Origin of the sequence: Enterococcus sp. DIV1208 (assembly GCF_050530455.1) — a bacterium.
GTDB classification, from domain to species: Bacteria; Bacillota; Bacilli; order Lactobacillales; family Enterococcaceae; genus Enterococcus_B; species Enterococcus_B hirae.
The window spans coordinates 639,290-661,185 of sequence record NZ_CP172887.1 but is presented as its reverse complement, the minus strand read 5'-3'; the positions used below and the strand labels follow the sequence as shown (position 1 = coordinate 661,185).

Sequence of the window (21,896 nt, the reverse complement as noted above, 5' to 3'; positions counted from 1 at the left end):
TTTTTTATTTGAAAGAATAAGTTTCACTTTTTTTAGTCACTAATCATCAGCGAATCACCATAAAATAGATTGATTTATGGTATGATAAAAGAAAAATTTTGAGAGGAGTTCTGTTTTTACATGAATAAATTTAAAGCGTTTCAAGTAAATAATGTTCCGCATTTTCATACTTCGATCATTGACCAGGAAATGCCTCTTTTATCAGCGAACGAAGTGTTGGTCAAAGTTGCTTATTCTGATGTTAACTATAAAGATGCACTAGCTAGTAGTGAATCTGGTGGGGTCATCCGCTCTTATCCTATGACACCTGGGATTGATCTTTCAGGAACCGTTGTCGAAAGTCGAGATGAACGTTTCAAAACAGATGATTCTGTTCTCCTAACTGGTTATGGCTTGGGCGTCACTCAACCTGGAGGCTATAGCCAGTACCAGAAAGTTTCTGGTGATTGGTTGATCCCACTTCCGAAAACCTTGTCACTTCGTCAGGCAATGGTATTAGGAACTGCTGGCTTTACTGCACTTTTATGTGTGAACGCCCTCATAACAAAAGGGATGAAGACGAGTGACCGTATTGTTGTAACCGGAGCATCTGGCGGAGTAGGCAGTACCGCTGTGGCAATTTTAAAAAAATTGGGTTTTACTTCGATCATCGCTCTTTCACGCAAAAAAGAATCGGTGGAATGGCTAAAAAAATTAGGAGCGAATGAAGTCCTATCCCCAAATGAATTTCTTCCTGAAAAGACAAAACCTTTAGGAAAGCAACAAATCGATTATGTCATTGATACGGTTGGTGGGGACTTATTGACCCAACTCCTTCCTTTGATCGCCTATGATGGTGCTGCGACATTATGTGGAAATGCTGGAGGAATCAAATTGACCACTACTGTATTACCGTTTATTTTGCGCAATATCCAGTTGATCGGTATCGATTCAGTCAATGTTCCGCATGAAAAACGTTTCTCCTTATGGCAACAATTAGCTGATCTTGCTATTGCTGATGATCTTTTCGTTAAAGAAATCGCCTTGGAGGAATTGCCCAAAGTGATTCAAGGATTGTTAGCTGGGCAACATCAGGGAAGAACACTAGTTAATGTAGGTGAAATGAAATGAAGATATTGATTACGGCTGGTGGCACAAGCGAAAAAATTGATCAAGTCCGTTCAATCAAAAATCATTCGACTGGGCAGTTAGGTAAAAAGATTGCTGAAACATTGGTAGCTGATTCAACAGTAACGATCGACTATGTCACGACAAACAGTGCTGTCAAGCCAACGTCACAGGACAATATTCGCTTTCATCTAATCGAGTCCACTCAAGATTTATTTGAAACTTTGGAAAGATTACTGACAAGTGACTCTTATGATGCCATCATCCATAGTATGGCAGTGAGCGATTTCACTCCTGCTTTTAGCCTATCTGAAGAACAATTGGCACAGAGCATTGACCAAACACCGCTAACGCCAGAACACCTTTCTTCATGGTTCCGAGACCATGAAATAAATCCTAATAAAGCTGAAAAAATCTCTTCTGACACAGAACACTTGTTAATTGCCTTGAAAAAAACGCCTAAGATCATCAGCTATCTAAGAAAATGGCAACCAGAAGCAACCATCATCGGCTTTAAGTTATTAGTCGATGTTTCAAAAACAGAACTTTTAGCAGTCGCCAAAAAAAGCATCATGAAGAATCAGGTAGACTACATCCTTGCGAATGATCTGACACAAATCGACGGAACAAACCATCACGGCTATCTATTAGGGGCAGACGGAACAATCAAAGAAGCTCAGTCCAAGGAAGAAATTGCTAAATTATTAGCATCGGTTATAATAGAACCAGTTTCCTTTAACCAATGAAACGCTGAAAAGAATTCTCTGATTTATTTCTTAAAACACAAAAGTTAAGCTTGATTTTAGCAGGGAATGAAAGGAGTAAACAATTATGAAAAAAATTCTATTGGGGGTTACTGGCAGTATCTCTGCTTATAAAAGTGCGGATATTACCAATCAACTCGTGAAACTTGGCTACCAAGTAGACGTGATCATGACAGAAAGCAGCACTCACTTCATCACGCCACTTACGTTACAATCTTTATCAAAACGTGCCGTCCATACCGATGTCATGCAAGAAAAAGAACCTTCAGTGATTAATCACATCGAACTGGCAAAACAAGCAGACTTGTTCTTGATTGCTCCTGCTACGGCTAATATTATCGGTAAATTAGCAAATGGATTAGCAGATGATCTGCTCTCAACAGTTGCAATGGCACTCCCTGCAGATACTCCGAAGTTGATTGCTCCTGCAATGAATACAAATATGTATCAACATCCGCTCAATCAAAGGAATTTAAATACGTTAAAATCAATCGGCTATCAAGAAATCGAGCCAAGAGAGTCGTTGTTGGCTTGTGGTGATTTTGGCAAAGGTGCTTTAGCTGATACCCAAATAATCATTGATCAAACGGTACAATTGATTAATGAAAGAAACGCTTAATATAAAAGGAGTCATTATGAAAAACACACGTACTTTTGCTTTGACTGCTATGTTTTTAGCAATCATGATTTTATTAGCGGTCACACCGCTTGGGTTTATTCCTATTGGTCCAATCAACGCTACGACCATGCACATCCCAGTGATCATTGCATCAATCGTTTTAGGCCCACGTTTAGGTGGCTTTCTAGGAGGAACATTCGGCTTGATTAGTATGATCCGTAGTACGGTCATTCAAACACCTTTGTCATTCGTCTTCTCTCCATTCATTCCAGTGATTGGTACAGATCATGGAAGTTTGAAAGCATTGTTGATTGCTTTTATTCCACGGATATTGATTGGTGTTGTTCCCTATTTTGTCTATAAAGGAATACTAAAGTTAAGTAAAAATAAATTCCAAGGAGTTTCTTTGTTTTTAGCAGGCTTAGCTGGTTCTTTCGTGAATACGATCCTAGTGATGAATATGATCTATTTCTTATTCCAACAAGATTATGCTCAAGTGGTCGGAAAAAGTATCCATGCGTTATATACTGCTATTTTAGCTGTTATCTTTACGAGTGGTGTTCCAGAAGGAATCATCGCTGGAATTGCTACAGTCGCTGTTGGTAGTGTCTTGCTTCGTTTGATGCATGCGACACCCCAACCTAAATAAGACAATTAGCTGATAGCGAACATGATCTTCTTTGAATCAAAACATCCATCCCAATTTTTGTTGAAATTGGTAGATGGATGTTTTTTACTTAAAAATCATCAACAGTATGAAAGCTTCTACTTCTTGGAGCAAGCCTGAATTTGTCCCATCTAAGTTCCCCATGCTGTTTATTATCCTATCCACGGCGTTCTCAGAGCTGATCTTCGGCAATAAGCCTGAATTTTTCAAAATATGTGAAGCTATTTTAAAAAATTCTTTCTTATTGTCTTCTAAGTCCTCAATGCTGTTCACAACCTTATCCACGGCGTTTTCAGAGCTGACCCTTCGGCAATAAGTCGAAAAATCTCAAAACATGAAAAGCTGTTTCGAGATTTTCCTCCTTATTGCTCCTGCGATTACTCGTCGCAGTTTCTACTTGGTGAGTGCTCAGGTCAGAACGCTCTGTTCACGACCTTCTTCTCGCATTTTTTTGTTTAGTGTTATGATTGATAGTGATTATTATAAGAAAGGATGATTAAAATGAAAATTTTTGTTGTAGGTGCTAATGGCCAAATTGGTCGGCATTTAATCAAAGACCTTGCAACTACTAGACATCAAGTGACAGCAGGTGTACGTGAGGTTGCAACTCAATCTTTAGTAAAAAAAGATAATGTCACTTATGTTTCTTTCGATCTTACTTGGACAATTGAAGAAATGGCAGATGCTTTTAAAGGTTGTGATCTCGTTATTTTTGTTGCGGGTTCGCAAGGGAAAAACTTATTGCAGATCGACTTAGACGGTGCGATCAAGACAATGATAGCGGCCGAATCAGCACATGTTTCTCGCTACTTTATGATTAGTGCTGTTTTTGCCGAGGATCGCAGCAAATGGCCAGATTCTATGATTGATTACTACATTACGAAACATTATGCTGATGAGTGGCTGAAACAACAAACAACTTTAGATTATGTAATCATCCAGCCAGTGTCATTGACAAATGAAGAAGTTACTACAGTCCAACTGGCAAAACCAACCGAAGCCACTGCTAAAACCGTCTCTCGTCAAACAGTAGCTGCTGTTTTGACAGCTTTAGTGGAACAACCAACTATAACTAAAACAACGCTAGTACTATCTGAAGGAACGCAGGAAATTTCAACTGCGTTGCAGCAAATAGTCGAGGAGGAATAAGAAATGCGAGCCATCACGATCAAACATCCCGGTTCTGCCGAAGTACTACAAGAGATCGATGCACCAAAACCAATAGCGGAAAAAGGACAATTACTCATAAAAGTCCACACAGCGGCAATCAATCGAACGGACATCATGCGTCGAGAAACAACGAATCAACAGACTCCTTACCCAATTCTTGGCGTAGAAGTAGCTGGAGAAGTGGTTGAAAACCGAAGTGATAACCCAGATTTTGTACCAGATACAAGGGTATGTGGGTTAGTCAATTTAGGCGGTTATGCCGAGTACGCAGTGATGCCAGCTGACCGTGCAATTCTACTGCCCGATACATTGGATAATGTTGCAGCGGCTGGTATTGCAGAAGTTTTTCTAACAGCTTACCAAACACTCTATTGGCTAGGAAATTTACAAGAAGGTGAAACTGTTTTGATCCACGCTGGAGCGAGCGGTGTGGGAACGGCAGCCATCCAACTAGCAAAACAACTTACTAAGGCAACCGTCATCGTCACTGCTGGTTCATCAGAAAAACTAGCTTTTTGTCAAAAACTTGGTGCAGATGAACAGATCAATTACAAAACACAGGATTTTTCAACCGAAGTAGCAAGAATTACCAATGGAAAAGGTGTTGACGTGATCTTAGATTTCATCGGAGCTTCTTATTGGGAGAAAAATTTAGCTTCTATTGCTATTGATGGACGTTGGGTATTGATCGGAATGTTAGGTGGAACAATTGTACCAGAGATTGATTTAGCTACCTTGATCACCAAACGAATCCAATTGATCGGCACTTTGTTGACTCCTCGAAGTGATCAGTACAAAGCTCAATTGACTCAAGAATTTATGCAAGTAGTTGGACCTTATCTAGCTGACCAACGAGTCAAACCAATTATTGATCGTACCTTTACATTGGCGCAAGTCCAAGAAGCTCATGAATATATGGAAGCGAATAAGAATATCGGAAAGATTATTTTGACGATAACAGAATAACCAACTTTTAAATGCAAATAGCAATCAAAAAAAAGCCGTAGAATTTCAAAAATAGGAGCAACTATTTTTGGATTCTACGGCTTTTTTTATTTAGCTAGTTTATTATGACTGCTTTATTTCTTTCTGTTTAATAGATGCAACTAATTGATTTTCCTTTTTTATTCGTAGATAGAGACAGAGACTATAAGGAAGAATAAAAATAATGAGTGTCACATAAGCATGAAAAAGAAGCACGACTCCAATCAATTCAGGTAAAATATTTAAAAAATAATTGGGGTGCTTGACCCGTTGGAACAACCAATGTTCAATCAATTGATGATCTGGTTCAAAGATCAATTTCACTGACCAATATTTTCCTAATAATTTCATGACCCAAAAGAGCATGATAAACGAAAATAGGATGAGACAAAATCCAATCCAGCTGACCCAATTAATTTGTGTTTTTTGAATGCTTCCCTCAAAGAAAGCAGAAAAATAAAACAGCGTATGTAAGATAGCTAACCATTTTGTAGTTGTTTTTCCATACTCAATCGCTCCTTCATGTAATAATTGGTTCGCATGCTTACTTGAAATTTTTAATACATACAATCGTACGAATGCGATTATCAAAAAGAAAGAATATAATTGTTGACTCATTCGTTTCACTCGTTTCTATTTTTATTTATTATCATCTGGAACGACCTGCAAAAGTCACTTATTTTCTATCAAATAATCATTTATTCAAAGTAAAGGAGTAGAACCATGATCGCATGTTCTTCACAGTTTGATAAAAGTATAGGAGAAAACTAACTTTTGACATGCTAGTTTTCTCCTAATTGACCGTCCATTTACTTTATATTTACGTTCTTAATTTTCACTGACGAATTTTGCTGCCTGTTGTCCAGCTTGTCGTCCAAAGATAATAATTTCAGCAACCGAATTACCACCAATCCGATTGTTCCCGTGTAGCCCCCCAGTTACTTCACCAGCAGCATACAACCCAGTAATCGGTTGATTTTCTTTATTCAACACTTCTGTCTTCGTATTGATTTTCACACCACCCATTGTGTAGTGGATACCTGGGGCAATTTTGATCGCATAGTATTTAGGTTCTGTCAGCCCATTATCCATCGCTGTCGTCCGATTAAAAGCGTCATCCTTTTGAGTATCGACTGCTTTATTCCAAAATTCAAGTGTTTGAGCCAAATTGTCTGCAGGCACATTTACTTTTTCAGCTAATTCTGCCAGATCATCTCCTGAAGTCACGTAACCCTTTTGCTCATAGAAATCAATTGCTTTTGCTCGATCTCTTACTCCTTGATCAAAAATCAAATAAGCAGATTTTTCCGGTAAAGCTGTAATAGCTGCGGAAACTTTGTCTCTTGTATCTAATTCATTCACAAATCGTTGTCCTTCTTGGTTGACTAAAATAGCTCCCTCACCTCGAACAGCTTCACCAATCAAGACGCCTTCATCTTGTTGGACTGTTGGATGTATCTGGATTTTATCCATGTCGACCGTTTGACCACCTAGTTTTTCAATCATCGTGATTCCATCACCGGTTGAGCCTACTTGGTTAGTAGTGACATAGCCTGCTAAATCAGGACGGTATTTTTCAATCACTTCTTGATTGGCACCATACCCGCCAGTTGTCACTACAATTGCGTTCCCTTTGATTTCCTTTGGCTCTTCGCCTTGGACTTGTACAGTCACCTCATTGACTTTACCACTATTTTCTTTGATATCAGTTACATCTGTATTAACAAAAATAGGAATTTTACGTTCATGTACATTTTTTAACAATCCGTCAACTAAGTAACCACCGATAGCTGAGCCATCTGAAGGTCGGTGGGTTCTTTTTTCACTCATTCCCCCAGTAATTGTTAAATTATCCAATTTGATTCCATTTTGATCCAACCAATCAATCGCAGCGGCTGAATGATCAACGAAGTAGTGTAGTAATTCTTGATCATTGGTGCCACCTCCGCCTTTTAATGTTTCTTCGTAGAACGCTTCATTGGAGTCATTGATTCCGTCAGCTTGTTGGAATTTAGTGGCTGATGCATTCATTCCACTTGAAGATTTTAAGGTATTCCCACCTGCTACTGGCATTTTTTCAAAGATGACTGGGTTCAATCCAGCATCTTTTGCTTCAATCGCAGCTGTCATCCCTGCTCCACCTGCACCAACAATGATAATATCATAAGAGTCTTTCATTTCAGCTGGGTTGGTATACGTTTGTTCCGATGCACCTGAAGATACCTCTGTTTTTTCAGATGATTTCGTGCTTGTCGTCGTTTTTTCTTTTGAATCTGCACTACAAGCTCCCATTGTTAAAACTGATGTAATAACCACCAAACTTTTTAGCACTTTTTTCATTCTTTTCCTCCTAAATTTTAGTACTCCTTTATTTTAAGTGAAAAAAATCACAATTCCAACTATTTTTTTATTCTTTTTATCAATAAACAATGACTTTTTCATCTAGCATCTCTAGATAACTATTTTTGCTATTTTTTGTTGGCTGTTTTCTTATTCATTTAGGCGTTTTGGTACAAATAATTTTGGTTTGCGCTTTTACCCTAGTATAATCTTTACTATAGGTAAAGGAGTTATTTTATGAACTATCTGAAAATGTTTTTTATGAATGGTACCAAAACCGCTGGAAGAATTACCCATGCGTTTTATATTCTTCTACGGGTCATCGTTACAGTAATGTTAGTCGATCAAATTTTTCAGCAAAATATGGGGAATACTTTTCTCTTATTGCTAACTCTAGTTTTATTTGAAATTCCTTATCTTCTAGAAAAAATGTTAAAGATCGAAATCCCGAATATGTTAGAAATCATTATTATTTCATTTATTTTTAGTTCAACTGTTTTAGGAGAATTAAGTGACTTCTACGGGTATTTCTCAATGTGGGATACTATCTTACATGCTTTAACTGGTTTTTTAGCTGGTGGGGTTGGTTTTTCACTTGTCTACTTACTGAACAAAAACACGAAAACAATGAATCTAACACCATTATTGTTAGCTATCGTTTCATTTTGTTTTTCAATGACAGTCGGTGTGATGTGGGAATTTGTTGAATTTTCAGCTGATCATATATTTCAACTGGACATGCAAAAAGATAGCCTTGTCCAACAAATCAATAGTGTGGAGTTAAGTAAAGATGGCAATACTGTCCACTCGATCCCTAATATCGAGCAAACCATCGTGGAATATAAAGATTCAGCTGGAAATACAGAAAAATATGTGATTTCTGGTGGTTATCTTGACATAGGGATTATTGACACGATGAAAGACCTATTCGTCAATTTTATTGGAGCCTTGACGTTTAGTATCTTTGGATATCTTTATAGTCAGAATGATTATCGGAAGTTTACTTTTATCCGTAACTTCATCCCCAGAAAAAAGAGAGAATCACGAACTGAAAGAAGAAAAGCACCTTCGAAATAAACAAAATTTTATTATCAATTATTCTTTATGTGATTCTATCGAGAACTTTAGAAACTAGTATAAGAAAAATTGTCTACTATTAAAAGCCTGGGGCAAGGACGTCCTAGGCTTTTTTGATGGGTATAAAAACAAATAAAGTGTGTTCAGGAATTGTACTACTTACACTTATTAAAGAGATCAGATAAACCAGCTAGCAGTGGTTCCACGCTTCAGGGGATATTTATTGAAAAAATGGTCCAAAAGCGATAGGCGTCGAAGCTAATCCTCGACCTAATTCTTGTTCAAATCGCCCTATCGTAGAAATTTTTAAATAAAAAGCTGCGACTGGTGGTGTCAATTGACTCTTGATCGCTAAAGGGCGTAGTTGATATTCCAGATCTTTCATTACTCTTGGAAAATATTCTTGTTTTTCTAGTTTGTTTTTAGCCTCGATTAATGATACTCTTTCCCTTTCTTTGACTTCTTTATTAAGAATCAAGTCGTATAATTCCACTATAATTTGATTGATTTCTTCTGTTTTCTTCATGATATCGCTCCCTTTAATATCATTTGGCTCATCTTTCTCAAAGCTTTAATAAATATTAAATGTATTATAGTCTAGATTTACCTCTTCAGGTCATTCATTTCCTAAATAACTGTTTTCCATTCATAATTGTATCCTATAGTTATATATACATTCTTACATTTCAGCCTAAACCTATTTGAAATGAAACCAGTAGGTCGGAAAAAAGAAAGCCGAAATAACCATGATCACAGAAAATAGCTGATTCTACTTTCCATTATCACGGTTATTCCACAAAAAGAATGTTAGTCTTTTTTAGCATTTATATTCAATTTTTCCAAAGTGTCCATTGCTAAGGGATACTCGCTATTCGGACGTCCATCAAAATTCTCAGCGATAATCGTAAACCCTAGCTTTTGGTATAGTTGAATGGCAGGATGACTCCAAGTTTGCGTATGCAGATACACTGGTCCATGAGATACCAGCTTTTGGAAAATACGCAATACTTCGATCGTTAATGCTTTGGCAATCCCTTTTCCTTGATGTCTCGGATCTACTGCCAGCCAATGAAAAAGCGGATAGCTTCCATCCCTCCGTTTTTTGAACCAAGCGGTACAAGTCGCGATTTTTTCACCTGTATCAGTTACAACGAAAAGCATTCGTTGCTGAAGTTCTTCTTGATAAGGTAAAAAAGTTCTCTGAAAGTAAGCAAGTGCTTCTGTTTCTGTTGCGAACTCTCCGACTGATTGTTCGATTCTTGCCCATTCGGTTTCATCGCCTAGACGGTAGTACTCAAAATGATACCCAGTCGCTAAAGATTGCGTAGGGAGACTGTCACTTAATGGACGAGTCATCCAAATCTCGGCATAAGGAACATGTTTATCTAGCATGAGCTAACTTCCTTTCTAAACAGAATAGCTCTTTCTATCTGTTTTATCACAAAAGTTTGAACATCTCACTGTAGTCATTGATGGCTAGTTCATTCAACTAGCAATGGTTACATGCTTGCATCCACTGTTTTTGCTTCGCCAATGATGCGTACTTCTGTTTCCAAAGACACATCAAATTTTTCTTTGATCACTTCTTGGATATGCGCGATCAATTCTGTATAATCCGTAGCGGTCGCATGATCAATATTGACAATAAAGCCAGCATGTTTTTCAGAGATTTGAGCGCCACCCCATTTTAAGCCTTGTAATCCAGCTTCTTGGATCAATTGACCAGTAAAATGCCCCACAGGACGTTTGAATACACTCCCACAAGAAGGATATTCCAATGGTTGTTTCGATTGACGTAATTCAGTCAGCTCGTCCATCCGCCCTTTGATTACTTCATGCTCTCCTGCAGTTAATTGGAAACGTGCTTCTAAAACGACTGCATCCATTTCTTGGATTTTACTATGTCGATAAGAAAACGCCATTTCTTCGTTGGTTAGAGTTTTCAACGTACCATCTGCTAATAAAACATCCACTTCTGCTAATACGTCTTTGATTTCACCGCCATAGGCACCTGCATTCATATAAACAGCGCCTCCGATACTTCCAGGAATGCCACAAGCAAACTCAAACCCGGTTAAAGAAGTATCTAACGCCGCATAGGTCGTATCGATCAATTTTGCTCCAGCTTCAGCTGTGACCATCGTCCCAGAAACTCGGATTTGTTTCATCTCAGTCAACATGATCACCATGCCACGAATCCCACCATCTTGAACAATCAAATTACTGGCATTACCTAAAACCATCCAAGGTACATCATGGGTTCGGCAATAATCCACTACTTCTTTTACTTCATTTTGTGTTTTTGGGAAAACGAGAACATCCGCTGGACCGCCCGTTTTGGTAAACGTGTAATTCATCAATGGTTCATCAAACAATAGATTGAGTGCTGGTAAATTTTTAACTAAGTCTTCTTTATTCACTGAGGATTTTCCTTTCTATATCAAACATCCCCATTATTCTATCACGCTTAAAACAAACTTGCCAGTTTCCCTCACATTTGTTGTCTTGTATGTTTGCGTAGCATTTCTTCACAAAGTGCATGACTTTGCATGATTCCTTGTTGCTTCAATCCTTCCATTGAAGGTTTTTCTTTGCTAATCTCTGCGAAAAATGTTTGAACCATTGGCTCAAAACCGCGTTTGACTAACGTACTTTCCCAATCGCCAAATTTTTCTATTTCGATACCAGATGCTCGTTGGATCGTCATATCCGTTAATTCCGCCACTTCATAAGTACCACTTTTACTAGTGATCTGATAGTTCTCGCTATTTGCTCCACTTAAAAGATCCATTGTTAAAATTGCTGTTTGATGGGCTGTTTCCAATTGTAAAACCGCAAATTCCAAAAATTCTTTTGTTTCACGGATCTGATATTTCGTACGCAAGATCGGTTCGTCCAAAAGATATACCGCCGTATCAACAAGATGTAAAAACAAATCATAGATCACAAATTCCGTTGTTTCCTGAGCTGCAATTCGATTTTTTTGTAACTGGATTAGCCGCTTCTCGGGGACTTGTTTCAAACGTTCGACCATTGGAGCAAAACGTCGATTGAATCCAACCATTAAGACAACTTGATTTTTATCTGCCAGTTCTTGTAATTCGTTGATTTCATTAAGGTCAACACTGAGTGGTTTATCGATATACACATGCACCTGATTTTCAAGACATTTTTTGGCTAATTCATAATGTACCTTTGTGGCTGCATGAATCATACAAGCCTTGATATCCTGAGACAGTAGTTCATCAATTGATTCATATAGATGGTCAAATCCATACATTTCATGGATTCGTTTTTTCGTTTCTTTGTTTCTAGTCGCAAAGTAGAAATCAATCTTTCCTTGATTTTTTGCATAAGTAGGTAAATACGCTTTTTCTGCAATATTACCCACACCAATCACACCAATTCGCATGTTCGTTCCTCCAATCCATTCATTACTCTTATCTTACACTATTTTTTAGTAAAATAAGGTACAATAGAACCACAAATGCTAATCTAAGATCCAAAAGAAAGGATGCGTATTTAATTGAAATTTATCTCCTGGAATGTGAATGGCCTACGTGCAATCGTCAATAAAAATTTTTTAGACGTCTTTCATGAATTAGATGCCGACTTTTTCTGTCTTCAAGAAACCAAACTACAAGCCGGTCAAATCGAATTAGACTTACCTGGCTATCATCAATATTGGAATTATGCAGAAAGAAAAGGCTATTCAGGCACAGCGATCTTTGCCAAAGAACCCGCACTAAATGTCTCTTATGGAATGGGCATTGATTTACATGATCAAGAAGGACGTTTGATCACACTTGAATACCCTGAATTCTTTCTAGTTACTTGTTATACACCTAATTCCCAAAATGAATTAAAACGCTTGGACTACCGTTTACAATGGGAAGAAGCCTTTTACCATTACTTAGAAGAACTAAAAAAACAAAAACCAGTCATTGTGTGTGGCGACTTAAACGTTGCCCACCAGGAAATTGATTTGAAAAATTGGAAAACCAATCAAAAAAATGCTGGCTTTACGATGGAAGAACGAACTGCCTTCTCACACTTGTTAGCAAATGGCTTTATTGATACCTTCCGCTATTTCTATCCTGAACAAACTGGTATTTATTCTTGGTGGAGTTATCGTTTCAATGCTAGAAAAAACAACGCAGGTTGGCGTATCGACTATTTCTTAACTAGTGACGAGTTGAAGCCACGCTTGATAGATGCAAAAATCCATACCTCGATTATGGGAAGCGATCATTGTCCCGTAGAACTAGACTTGAAATAATCTCATTGTTAGCCATCGTCATCCTAGGCAGGGCTGAATATTTTTATTAAAGAGAATGAAGAAAGACCAGCAAAGATGCTTCTTTTTTGAGCGTGGCCTTTCTTCATTTGATTGATTTTTTTTACATATCCATCACTTTCTTTTCTTCACTTTTTATGTTAGTGTTTATTTTTTAAGGAGGTTTTATGCACATGAATTTTGTTGCAATGGACTTTGAAACAGCCAACCATCAATCCCACAGTGCTTGTTCATTAGCATTGGTTATGGTCCAAAATAGCCAAATCGTTGATGAATATTACACACTCATCCAGCCAGAAACACCTTTTTTCTGGAGAAATGTTCAAATTCACGGTATTCATCAAGAAGATGTTCGTACCGCACCCAAATTTCCTGAAGTTTGGCAAACGATTCAACATTATTTCCAAAAAAACCGCTTAGTCGTCGCTCATAACGCAGCTTTTGATACGAAAGTTCTAGCTGGTTGTTTAGATTATTACAATTTGCTCCAACCTCATTATTTATCTTTATGTACGGTAAAAACCAGTCGTCGTTTATTTCCAGAGATGCCAAATCATCGATTGAATACTGTCTGTGAAAATTTAAATATCACTTTAGCGAATCACCATGATGCATTAGAAGACAGTCGTGCCTGTGCAGAGATTTTACTTTATCAAGAAAAACACTTTGGAACAGATCCTTTGAAAAAATTAGTTACCCTAAAATGAGCTACTAAAAAACAGGTAGACAAAAAATCTATGGTTGCTTTTTACAGGTAACCATGGATTTTTTGATCGCCTTTTCTAACCTTTATCCCCTTCATTCCAACCATTCACCAATTTTTTCTGATTATTTGAAAAGATGTCCTCGATACAACGGTAAGATATGAGACACTATACTCAATAAAAGTGAAAGGAGTATCATATGCCATACGTTAATGAGTTACACCGTCTCTGTGACATCTGGGCACTTACCTTAGGCTTGAAAGATAATGTTAATTGGATATCAAGTGATGATAAAACCAATTATCCTTTATTACTTTCGATTTATATTGAAACATTGAAACAAGATCACGATAATTTTTTTATTGAAGCAACAAAAAAAGAGAAGTTCATCCAGTCCCTTGAACGAAGTAAGCAATTTTACACATTTGGACATGGTGAAGAACTATCAAATGTCCTTCAAACTATGAGGGATGATGACCCTACAGATTTCATGCTTCTCCCAATTCACTATCTTTTAAAAAAACCGAAGATCGATCTCAACATGGGAGTAATAGATGGCTTTCGCGCTTCTGGATTATTGATTTATAAAGCCCCTACTGGTTATAAAGCAGTAATAGTTGATAAAATGAGACCTATTGATGGACTTCCTGTCTCCTACGTCTTGATTCCGCCAAAAAATTTATCCTCTCTTTGCGAAAAACTACTTTTAAACAATCAAGTTAAAAAGTACACAAAAGCAGAATTACCAACTATCAAAAAAAGAGAAATATTAGAGACAATCATTGATCACTCTATATCTAAAAAACTACTTCCTCTTAATGTATATACTGGCTATCAAAAAGTAGCTAATGATACTACCCTTGCAATAAAAGCACCTATCAAAACAGCATTATTTCACTGTCAATACGATATATTTAAATTGAGGGATCCATACTATGAAAAAATCACTTGGAAAAATGTTAGTTCTAATCCTGAGACTAATTCCAATCCTACGATAACTGCTCGTAAATCTTTATTAGCTACTATAAAAAAATTCAGTGGCGTCTCAAATTGTTTTGATCATTTATTTTCATGGTATTTAACAAAAAAGCAAAGAAAAGTCAACTATGACTATACCGTTGACTTTAACAAAGATCCCTTTATCAACCAAATTTTTACGGGAGAAATCAATAATAAATCATATTTCTATCAAAAAAAGCAACAGTGCATTACAGCTTCAAAGCACATCCAAAAATCTACTGTTTTTCGAAAAATAGAAATAAAAAATGCTAACCCTGTCCGATAAAGTACTAACGGGTCAAATAAACAAATGATTCAGAAAATCTATGTTGCACTCTTTAGATTTAGGAGGAATGAACTGACTATTCCTCCTAAATCTAAGATCAGTCAATCAATAAAGACATCCTATAGACATCCAAAAAGTCCCCATCATCTGTTCGGGCCCCTCTTTTCATAAGCGCTTCGATTTCAAAACCCATTTTTTGATACAAGTGAACCGCTCGTTCATTTCGAGTTTGCACATCTAGTTCTAGTCTAAAAAGTACACCATTTTCTTTCACCCAAATCAATACTTCTTCAAGCAACATCGTTCCTAAGCCCAAACCCCAATAGTCCTTTAAGATGCTGATCCCAACTTCTCCCACATGAGAGATGCGGTATTGTTCGCTTGCTTTAACAGAAACAACCCCGATGATTTTTTGACCCATACAAGCTAAGAGTAAAAGATTATTATTGCTGTCTTGTAGATATTCGATGGATAAAGCTAAGGCTTCATGTGTTAGCTCCATTCCTTGTTCATCCATAACCAAAAAGTCAGTCTCTTCCTCTACTTGTTGCATCATTGCTAATAGTTCACTGGCATCATTTGGCTGAGCTTCTCGAATGGTCAATGAGATCTCTTCACTCATTGTTTTGTCTCCATTGTTCCACGATCCGTTGTTTGAAAGCTTCACTTTGCTCCCCATATGCTTGCAATTTCACATATCTATATTCTAAATCTGTATCACTTTTTTCTAAAATCAGTTCCAAATAGTCTTCTGGTAAGGCTTCTTCTAAAAGATTCCCCCATTCAATGACAGATAGACCCTCTCCTTCAAAATACTCATCTAAACCAAGATCCGCACCACTAGCTGCTACACGATAAATATCCATATGATAAAGTGGCAATCTACCTTGATCATATTCCCGAATAATTGTATAAGTGGGGCTCTTGATCATTTGTTCGATTCCTAATCCGCGAGCAATCCCTTTGGTCAGCGTTGTTTTTCCGGCTCCTAAGTCACCAGTTAATACTAAATTATCCCCAGGCAGTGCCACTTCACCGATGACTTTTGCCAATTCTTCTGTCTTATCTAAACCACTTAATTCAATCATTCTAACTTACTCCTTCATCTAGCCTTTTGTGACAGTATATCGTGGATGGAAAATTTTTTAAAGCAAAAAAAAGCTTGGGACAAAGGTCGTCCCGAGCTTTTTCATATGTGTCAAAATGAATAAATGTTTTTCAATCATCAGCTCCTTGCAATAAGTCTAAATTTTTCAAAACATGAAAAATGTTTCAAAAAAATCAGCGCTTATACGCTCGGAGCCGATCGCTTCTTTCACGAACTCTTATTCATTGAGTCTTAGATCTTAATCTAATAATGTTTGGGCTGCAGTAATGATCGCTAATTTATACACATCTTCTTCGTTTGCTCCACGAGATAAATCAGAAACTGGTTTATTCAATCCTTGTAAGATCGGTCCGATCGCTTCAAAGTTACCAAAACGTTGAGCAATTTTGTAACCAATGTTTCCAGATTGCAATTCTGGGAAAACAAAGACAGTTGCTTGTCCAGCTACATCAGAATCAGGTGCTTTTAGTTGAGCCACTGAAGGAACATAAGAAGCATCAAATTGTAATTCGCCATCAATTACATATTGAGGCGCTAATTTTTTAGCAATTTTAGTTGCTTCGACCACTTTATCCACTTCTGGTGCTTTCGCAGATCCTTTAGTTGAAAAACTCATTAATGCTACTTTAGGATCAATATCGAATAATTCAGCAGTCTTTGCCGATTCTACAGCGATTTCTGCTAATTCTTGGGCATTGGGATTGACATTGATAGCACAATCTGAAAAGACATATTTTTCTTGGTCACGTCCACGTACCATGATCATCGCACCACTTGTTCGGCTGACGCCTGGTTTTGTTTTGATGATTTGTAACGCTGGACGAACAGTATCTCCAGTTGAGTGAATCGCACCAGAAACCATCCCGTCAGCAATTCCCATATATGTCAACATCGTACCAAAGTAATTGACATCTTTTAAGATGCTTTCTGCTTGTTCCTTGGATGCCTTTCCATTACGACGTTCCACAAAAGCTTCAACCATTTCATCCCATTTATCATAACGATTTGGATCAATGATCGTAAAACTTGAAGTTTTAATTCCACGAGCATGAGCAGCAGCTGTGATTTCTTCTTCGCTACCAATCAAAATAGGTTCCACTAATTCTTCCGCTTTCAAACGAGCTGCTGCACCTAAAATTCTTGCATCAGTTGCTTCAGGAAAAACGATTTTAATGCTGCGACGTACAATTTTGAATCTCAAACTATCAAACAATTCCACAAGATGACCTCCAGATATTTTCTATGTATCCATCATACACTATTCCTAAAAAAAAGAACAGTTTATTTTATCTGTATCAGTCAAAAAACCATTAGTAATGAAGTCTTTCACATAACATACAATCTGACATATAACAGGAAAACGCTGTCTTATTACACTGTTTCAGGTAATTGCCAATCGATCGGTGTTTCCCCTAATGCCATCAGTGCATCATTGGTCTTAGAAAAAGGTTTAGAGCCTAGGAATCCTCGATGAGCTGATAATGGACTAGGATGAGCAGATGTTAAAATGATATGCCGACTTTTATCAATCATTTTCATTTTTTCTTGAGCCGGTTTCCCCCATAAAATAAAAACGATTGGTTTTTCTCGTTCGTTTAATTTTTCAATGATTTTATCCGTCAATATTTCCCAACCTTTGCCACGATGTGAGTAAGCTTGACCTTCTCGGACCGTTAGTACCGTATTTAATAGTAAAACGCCTTGCTTAGCCCAAGAAACTAAATTGCCATGTTTGACCGGCGAAATACCTAAATCACTTTGCAATTCTTTATAGATATTGTTTAATGATGGTGGAATTTTAACCCCTGGTTGCACAGAAAAAGATAAGCCATGTGCTTGATTGACACCATGGTAAGGGTCTTGACCTAAAATCACAACCTTTACTTTTTCGTAAGGAGTCAATTCCAACGCTTCATAAATATGATACATATCTGGATGAATTTTCTGAGTCGTATATTCTTTCTTTAAAAAGTTTCTTAACTTTTGGTAGTATTCTTTTTCAAACTCATCTGTTAAAATCGTTTGCCAACTGTTATGAATGATTTCTTTCAATCGTTCCACCTCCAACAATCAGGATAACTCACAAATTCTTTCTTAACAAGGGGCAATCTTCGCGCGCAGTGTCATCTGGATATGGTAAACTAAGAAGAAGAGAAAGAAAGGAACGATGAGAGTTATGATCAAATTAATCGCATCAGATATGGACGGTACTTTATTAGATGCCCATATGAGTATATCACCCGAAAATGCCGAAGCGATCCGCTTTGCCAATGATGCAGGGATTGAATTTATGGTTGCGACTGGTCGCAATTATCAAGAAGCACGTGCGGCTTTAGATGAAGTTGGCATTGATTGTGCCATGATTACGCTAAATGGTGCGCAAGTTTTCGACAAAACAGGAAACTCCTTGTTCACTGTTCCAATACCGACTCTAAAAACTGCAACTGTCTTAGATATCCTTGATCAAAATGAGATTTATTATGAAGTATCGACCAATCGAGGGCTTTATTCTGAAAGCCAAGCCAAAAGAATTGAAAGCTTTGCCTCAATGATCGGTAGTCATCTCCCCCATTTAACATATAAAATGGCGATTGCGATGGCTTCAGCCAACCTTGAACTTTTGCATATCAATTATGTTGATAGTATTCGTGACTTGCTCCAAGACGAAACATTAGAGGTATTAAAAGTGATTTGTTTCCATACGGAAGGTCCGCGAGTATTGGGTCCAGTTGGAAAAGAAATCAGTGAACTGGGTGACTTAGCTGTTACTTCGTCTGGTCAAAACAATATCGAGGTCAATCACAAAAATGCCCAAAAAGGAATTGCTGTGGCTCATGTCGCACATGACCGAGGAATCGAATTAGACGATGTCATGGCGATTGGGGATAATTTTAATGACGTTAGTATGTTACAAGTGGCTGGTGTTAGTTTTGCGATGGGAAATGCTGAAATCGAAGTCAAAGATTACGCAAAATTTGTCACTGATACTAACCTGGAGTCTGGGGTCGGCAAGGCAATCTTACGGGCAATTTCCGAAAATCTATAATTTTCGAGAAAAGAGGGAGAAAGATGTCAGAATTTTTCATTCAAGAAAAGCATCTCAGTCGTGTCACGAGGACTGTTGTTAAAAATGAATCTGGTAAATCCATCTTCTTAATGGTTGGTCGTTGGGGAACAAAAGGAGATGCTTTGTCTCTTTATGCAATGAACGGAAATCTTGTGGCACATATTAAACAAACGAGTCTAACTTTCGGAACCCGTTTTGAACTTTATAAGGATTTTAAAAAAGTAGGAACGATGCAAAAAATCTTTAACTGGCCCGGGGATTTTTACTATGTACGTCGTCTTCATTGGACAGTTCAAGGAGATATCTATAACCATCAATATCAAATCCATCATTTTAATCAACGAATCATGAAAATGGATAAAGCAACGCTTTTTTCTGGAGATTATTATGTACTTGATATTCCAATGGAAGAAAATGCGCCTATCTGTATCTGTATCGCAGCTGTATTAGACTACTGGTTATATCGTAAAAACCATGACAAAGATACACCTCTTTCTTACCGATTAGACACAAATTAACTTGCTCCTTCTTATAATCAGAATAACTTCAAGAAAAAATAAGCCATCCTCTAGGAAACAAGACCCGCTAGTCAGAGCAAACGAACTTAGCAAATACGCTTCATGTAGGAAGGCTTATTTTTAGTTGGCTCAGTCAAACACTTGATGAGCCTTTATTTATTCTTCTTATTTATGCTTCTTATTTATGCTTCTTTCTTCTCATAAATCCCACAATAACAACTAACACAATAATCATTCCACCAACAATTGCTAACCATTTATTGGAAGCACTATTTGTTTTTGGCAAAACTTGCGAATCTTGATCTTGAAAATCCATTGACCGCGATTCATCGGTTACGTTAGTTGTTTCATTTGTGGAACTGTTAAACTCATTTCTATCTAAATCAGTCCCCTTCCCTTGTTGTGGGATGGTGCTATTCATTCCATTTGATTGATTAGTTTTATCATTATTATTAGGATACACCTGATTGGTATCCTCTCCGCTCATACTTGGATCAATATGAAATGGAGTTGGCGTGTCAGTATCACTATTACCATTTGTTGGGTTGCTACTGCTGTCACCACTTGTTGGGTTAGTACTACCGTCACTGCTTGTTGTGTCCGTACTGCTGTCACTGCTTGTCGTATCGGTATCACTGTCACCACTTGTTGGGTTAGTACTGCTGTCACTGCTTGTCGTGACCGTACTGCTGTCACTGCTTGTCGTATCCGTACTACTATCACTGCTTGTGGTATCCGTACTACTATCACTGCTTGTCGTATCCGTACTGCTATCACTACTTGTCGTATCGGTACTGCTGTCACTGCTTGTCGTATCCGTACTGCTGTCACTGCTTGTCGTATCCGTACTGCTGTCACTGCTTGTCGTGTCCGTACTGCTGTCACTGCTTGTCGTGTCCGTACTGCTGTCACTGCTTGTCGTGTCCGTACTGCTGTCACTGCTTGTCGTATCGGTATCACTGTCACCACTTGTTGGGTTAGTGCTACTGTCACTGCTTGTGGTGTCCGTACTGCTGTCACTGCTTGTCGTATCCGTACTGCTATCGCTTGATCCAGAATTATCTGGATTATCAGCAAGGAAAATTTCGTTAGGGTCCCAACGATTGGTTGCTGCATTTAGCGTAACATTTTTTCCGATAATCGTTCCATCCATATTTTGATTGGCTGTGACATCTGCTCGTGGCGCAATAATGGTACCTTGAAAAGGTGCATTTATCGCCAAGTTCGTTACATTACTTGGGAAATTCCATGAAATATTTGCGTCAGAAAAATCTTCCGTTTCATGATTTGCTCGATTATTGTAATGAATTTGTGACTGGATCGTGAAATCAGTTGGTGCATTGATGACATTCATAACCAAAATTTTATTTTCAGAATTTACAATATTCAGTGGTGTATTCATTGATAACACTGAAGCATCCACATTGATGATTACAACATCTGAACTTCCCATTCCTGTTACATCAATCGTTCGATTATTCATATCAGGAAAATCACTTGAAAAATAGGTTTTAGCAGGAGTAATCGACATCAAACTTTCCGAAGCTCCTTCTAATTTTGCAAATTCCGTGTCAAAATCAATATAAGTATTCCCAGGTCGATCTTGATAAAGTTCTGAAGCAGATAAATGGTCGATCCTTGAGCCATTCACCACTGCCCGATCATTTTCGATCCCTGTACTAATTGAAGAACCTACAACAAATTTATTTACTCGGTTACTATTTCCCGAAGTAAAGGATGAGCCAATCAAAGAATCAGTTGCTTGAACATAGTTGATTTCTAGTTGGAGGTCACCCGTGATGATATCTGTCCCAAAATTATTGTTTGCATCTAGCTCTTTTGTTGCAACATTACCATTTGTATGCGCGTTTATCGTCGTTTTTTCTTTTGCGAATATATGGAATTGAGAAGCAATCCCTAATATTCCATAATCACCAGTTAAATCATCATAGATGCTACCAGAATCTTGAGGCGTATAAGTTTCTGCTATTGCAGGTAGAGCAACAAAGAGATTTAAAAATAATAGCATAACACCAAATATATTCCCAATTTTACTTCTTAACATTTCAACGGTCCTTTCCTGTCTCCAAGCCCAGTGACGAGCGATAGAGCATATTTTAATACTTAAAAAAAGACCCGTCATTACAGAATAATTGAAAATAAATGGAAAATATTTTCATAAAAAAGAG

The 21,896-nt window shown here is 37.6% G+C and carries 23 protein-coding genes; 12 read left to right on the top strand and 11 right to left on the bottom strand.

Annotation, left to right across the window (positions count from 1 at the left end; genetic code table 11):
• Nucleotides 1–120: 120 nt before the first annotated feature.
• The 6 genes from IGK91_RS03060 to IGK91_RS03035 all read left to right on the top strand — a co-directional run bounded on the left by IGK91_RS03060 (nt 121) and on the right by IGK91_RS03035 (nt 5,293).
• Nucleotides 121–1,110 carry an acryloyl-CoA reductase gene (locus tag IGK91_RS03060; RefSeq protein ID WP_010738292.1) on the top strand — a complete coding sequence of 330 codons (990 nt, stop codon included), beginning with the start codon at nt 121–123 and terminating at the stop codon, nt 1,108–1,110.
• Nucleotides 1,107–1,853: a phosphopantothenate--cysteine ligase gene (locus IGK91_RS03055; RefSeq protein ID WP_081123028.1), complete on the top strand. Its 747-nt coding sequence runs from the start codon at nt 1,107–1,109 to the stop codon at nt 1,851–1,853. Before IGK91_RS03060 ends, IGK91_RS03055 begins: the two co-directional genes overlap by 4 nt.
• Nucleotides 1,854–1,938: 85 nt before the next feature.
• A complete protein-coding gene (coaC, locus tag IGK91_RS03050; protein WP_010719847.1) occupies nt 1,939–2,490 on the top strand; it encodes a phosphopantothenoylcysteine decarboxylase in 552 nt (183 codons plus the stop codon).
• A gap of 16 nt (nt 2,491–2,506) precedes the next feature.
• A complete protein-coding gene (locus IGK91_RS03045; RefSeq protein WP_014834225.1) occupies nt 2,507–3,139 on the top strand; it encodes an ECF transporter S component in 633 nt (210 codons plus the stop codon).
• Between the two features lie 519 nt (nt 3,140–3,658).
• A complete protein-coding gene (locus IGK91_RS03040) occupies nt 3,659–4,306 on the top strand; it encodes an SDR family oxidoreductase (protein ID WP_010719849.1) in 648 nt (215 codons plus the stop codon).
• Nucleotides 4,307–4,309: 3 nt separating this feature from the next.
• Nucleotides 4,310–5,293: an NAD(P)H-quinone oxidoreductase gene (locus IGK91_RS03035; protein ID WP_081123025.1), complete on the top strand. Its 984-nt coding sequence runs from the start codon at nt 4,310–4,312 to the stop codon at nt 5,291–5,293.
• 102 nt (nt 5,294–5,395) lie between these two features.
• Here IGK91_RS03035 and IGK91_RS03030 read toward each other — a convergent pair whose 3' ends face one another.
• Together IGK91_RS03030 and IGK91_RS03025 are read right to left on the bottom strand one after the other, a co-directional pair.
• Entirely contained in the window at nt 5,396–5,929 is a 534-nt protein-coding gene (locus IGK91_RS03030) for an isoprenylcysteine carboxyl methyltransferase family protein (protein WP_010738296.1), read from the bottom strand.
• A 210-nt stretch (nt 5,930–6,139) separates the two neighbouring features.
• On the bottom strand, nt 6,140–7,651 hold the full coding sequence (locus IGK91_RS03025; RefSeq protein ID WP_081115105.1) for a flavocytochrome c: 1,512 nt from the start codon (nt 7,649–7,651) through the stop codon (nt 6,140–6,142).
• A 237-nt stretch (nt 7,652–7,888) separates the two neighbouring features.
• Between IGK91_RS03025 and IGK91_RS03020 the strand changes: the two genes are divergently transcribed.
• Nucleotides 7,889–8,728, top strand: coding sequence for a hypothetical protein (locus IGK91_RS03020; protein ID WP_010719854.1), 840 nt, complete (start codon nt 7,889–7,891; stop codon nt 8,726–8,728).
• A 220-nt stretch (nt 8,729–8,948) separates the two neighbouring features.
• Here IGK91_RS03020 and IGK91_RS03015 read toward each other — a convergent pair whose 3' ends face one another.
• The 4 genes from IGK91_RS03015 to IGK91_RS03000 all read right to left on the bottom strand — a co-directional run bounded on the left by IGK91_RS03015 (nt 8,949) and on the right by IGK91_RS03000 (nt 12,140).
• Nucleotides 8,949–9,254 carry a bacteriocin immunity protein gene (locus tag IGK91_RS03015; RefSeq protein WP_010738298.1) on the bottom strand — a complete coding sequence of 102 codons (306 nt, stop codon included), beginning with the start codon at nt 9,252–9,254 and terminating at the stop codon, nt 8,949–8,951.
• Between the two features lie 281 nt (nt 9,255–9,535).
• Nucleotides 9,536–10,120 carry a GNAT family N-acetyltransferase gene (locus IGK91_RS03010; protein ID WP_181934197.1) on the bottom strand — a complete coding sequence of 195 codons (585 nt, stop codon included), beginning with the start codon at nt 10,118–10,120 and terminating at the stop codon, nt 9,536–9,538.
• Nucleotides 10,121–10,227: 107 nt separating this feature from the next.
• A complete protein-coding gene (gene murB / locus IGK91_RS03005; protein WP_010719857.1) occupies nt 10,228–11,148 on the bottom strand; it encodes a UDP-N-acetylmuramate dehydrogenase in 921 nt (306 codons plus the stop codon).
• A 71-nt stretch (nt 11,149–11,219) separates the two neighbouring features.
• On the bottom strand, nt 11,220–12,140 hold the full coding sequence (locus IGK91_RS03000) for a Gfo/Idh/MocA family protein (RefSeq protein WP_010738300.1): 921 nt from the start codon (nt 12,138–12,140) through the stop codon (nt 11,220–11,222).
• Nucleotides 12,141–12,254: 114 nt separating this feature from the next.
• Here IGK91_RS03000 and IGK91_RS02995 point away from each other — a divergent pair, with 114 nt between their 5' ends.
• The 3 genes from IGK91_RS02995 to IGK91_RS02985 all read left to right on the top strand — a co-directional run bounded on the left by IGK91_RS02995 (nt 12,255) and on the right by IGK91_RS02985 (nt 15,014).
• Nucleotides 12,255–13,007 (top strand): exodeoxyribonuclease III, encoded by a 753-nt coding sequence (locus IGK91_RS02995; RefSeq protein ID WP_010738301.1) that lies wholly within the window; start codon nt 12,255–12,257, stop codon nt 13,005–13,007.
• Between the two features lie 191 nt (nt 13,008–13,198).
• Nucleotides 13,199–13,732, top strand: a complete 534-nt coding sequence (locus IGK91_RS02990; RefSeq protein WP_010719861.1) for a 3'-5' exonuclease — start codon at nt 13,199–13,201, stop codon at nt 13,730–13,732.
• 196 nt (nt 13,733–13,928) lie between these two features.
• Nucleotides 13,929–15,014 carry a hypothetical protein gene (locus IGK91_RS02985; RefSeq protein ID WP_081123020.1) on the top strand — a complete coding sequence of 362 codons (1,086 nt, stop codon included), beginning with the start codon at nt 13,929–13,931 and terminating at the stop codon, nt 15,012–15,014.
• A gap of 97 nt (nt 15,015–15,111) precedes the next feature.
• Here IGK91_RS02985 and IGK91_RS02980 read toward each other — a convergent pair whose 3' ends face one another.
• From IGK91_RS02980 to IGK91_RS02965, 4 genes are all read right to left on the bottom strand, one after another.
• Complete coding sequence (locus IGK91_RS02980; protein ID WP_010738303.1) at nt 15,112–15,636, bottom strand: GNAT family N-acetyltransferase; 525 nt, start codon at nt 15,634–15,636, stop codon at nt 15,112–15,114.
• The gene (tsaE, locus tag IGK91_RS02975; RefSeq protein ID WP_010738304.1) at nt 15,629–16,102 is read right to left on the bottom strand and encodes a tRNA (adenosine(37)-N6)-threonylcarbamoyltransferase complex ATPase subunit type 1 TsaE; all 474 of its coding nucleotides are present in this window, start codon (nt 16,100–16,102) and stop codon (nt 15,629–15,631) included. Before tsaE ends, IGK91_RS02980 begins: the two co-directional genes overlap by 8 nt.
• Before the next feature lie 258 nt (nt 16,103–16,360).
• On the bottom strand, nt 16,361–17,341 hold the full coding sequence (gene pta, locus IGK91_RS02970; RefSeq protein ID WP_010719866.1) for a phosphate acetyltransferase: 981 nt from the start codon (nt 17,339–17,341) through the stop codon (nt 16,361–16,363).
• A gap of 152 nt (nt 17,342–17,493) precedes the next feature.
• Nucleotides 17,494–18,174: a uracil-DNA glycosylase gene (locus IGK91_RS02965; RefSeq protein ID WP_010719867.1), complete on the bottom strand. Its 681-nt coding sequence runs from the start codon at nt 18,172–18,174 to the stop codon at nt 17,494–17,496.
• Between the two features lie 124 nt (nt 18,175–18,298).
• On the opposite strand from IGK91_RS02965, the gene IGK91_RS02960 reads away from it, so the two are divergent.
• Both IGK91_RS02960 and IGK91_RS02955 read left to right on the top strand, forming a co-directional pair.
• Nucleotides 18,299–19,168: a Cof-type HAD-IIB family hydrolase gene (locus tag IGK91_RS02960; protein ID WP_010719868.1), complete on the top strand. Its 870-nt coding sequence runs from the start codon at nt 18,299–18,301 to the stop codon at nt 19,166–19,168.
• Between the two features lie 23 nt (nt 19,169–19,191).
• On the top strand, nt 19,192–19,707 hold the full coding sequence (locus IGK91_RS02955) for an LURP-one-related/scramblase family protein (RefSeq protein WP_010719869.1): 516 nt from the start codon (nt 19,192–19,194) through the stop codon (nt 19,705–19,707).
• Between the two features lie 178 nt (nt 19,708–19,885).
• Here the strand turns inward: IGK91_RS02955 and IGK91_RS02950 are convergent, their stop codons facing one another.
• Complete coding sequence (locus IGK91_RS02950) at nt 19,886–21,772, bottom strand: collagen-binding domain-containing protein (protein WP_430605324.1); 1,887 nt, start codon at nt 21,770–21,772, stop codon at nt 19,886–19,888.
• Nucleotides 21,773–21,896: the final 124 nt, after the last annotated feature.

Coding starts and splice junctions, on each gene's coding strand:
- IGK91_RS03000 (WP_010738300.1), bottom strand. CDS start 12,140: ATGCGAATTGGTGTGATTGGTGTGGGTAATATTGCAGAAAAAGCGTAT.
- tsaE (WP_010738304.1), bottom strand. CDS start 16,102: ATGATTGAATTAAGTGGTTTAGATAAGACAGAAGAATTGGCAAAAGTC.
- IGK91_RS03015 (WP_010738298.1), bottom strand. CDS start 9,254: ATGAAGAAAACAGAAGAAATCAATCAAATTATAGTGGAATTATACGAC.
- IGK91_RS03025 (WP_081115105.1), bottom strand. CDS start 7,651: ATGAAAAAAGTGCTAAAAAGTTTGGTGGTTATTACATCAGTTTTAACA.
- coaC (WP_010719847.1), top strand. CDS start 1,939: ATGAAAAAAATTCTATTGGGGGTTACTGGCAGTATCTCTGCTTATAAA.
- IGK91_RS02985 (WP_081123020.1), top strand. CDS start 13,929: ATGCCATACGTTAATGAGTTACACCGTCTCTGTGACATCTGGGCACTT.
- IGK91_RS02960 (WP_010719868.1), top strand. CDS start 18,299: ATGATCAAATTAATCGCATCAGATATGGACGGTACTTTATTAGATGCC.
- IGK91_RS02955 (WP_010719869.1), top strand. CDS start 19,192: ATGTCAGAATTTTTCATTCAAGAAAAGCATCTCAGTCGTGTCACGAGG.
- IGK91_RS03060 (WP_010738292.1), top strand. CDS start 121: ATGAATAAATTTAAAGCGTTTCAAGTAAATAATGTTCCGCATTTTCAT.
- IGK91_RS02950 (WP_430605324.1), bottom strand. CDS start 21,772: ATGTTAAGAAGTAAAATTGGGAATATATTTGGTGTTATGCTATTATTT.
- IGK91_RS03040 (WP_010719849.1), top strand. CDS start 3,659: ATGAAAATTTTTGTTGTAGGTGCTAATGGCCAAATTGGTCGGCATTTA.
- IGK91_RS03035 (WP_081123025.1), top strand. CDS start 4,310: ATGCGAGCCATCACGATCAAACATCCCGGTTCTGCCGAAGTACTACAA.
- IGK91_RS02980 (WP_010738303.1), bottom strand. CDS start 15,636: ATGAGTGAAGAGATCTCATTGACCATTCGAGAAGCTCAGCCAAATGAT.
- IGK91_RS02990 (WP_010719861.1), top strand. CDS start 13,199: ATGAATTTTGTTGCAATGGACTTTGAAACAGCCAACCATCAATCCCAC.
- IGK91_RS03010 (WP_181934197.1), bottom strand. CDS start 10,120: ATGCTAGATAAACATGTTCCTTATGCCGAGATTTGGATGACTCGTCCA.
- IGK91_RS03045 (WP_014834225.1), top strand. CDS start 2,507: ATGAAAAACACACGTACTTTTGCTTTGACTGCTATGTTTTTAGCAATC.
- IGK91_RS03030 (WP_010738296.1), bottom strand. CDS start 5,929: ATGAGTCAACAATTATATTCTTTCTTTTTGATAATCGCATTCGTACGA.
- IGK91_RS03055 (WP_081123028.1), top strand. CDS start 1,107: ATGAAGATATTGATTACGGCTGGTGGCACAAGCGAAAAAATTGATCAA.
- IGK91_RS03020 (WP_010719854.1), top strand. CDS start 7,889: ATGAACTATCTGAAAATGTTTTTTATGAATGGTACCAAAACCGCTGGA.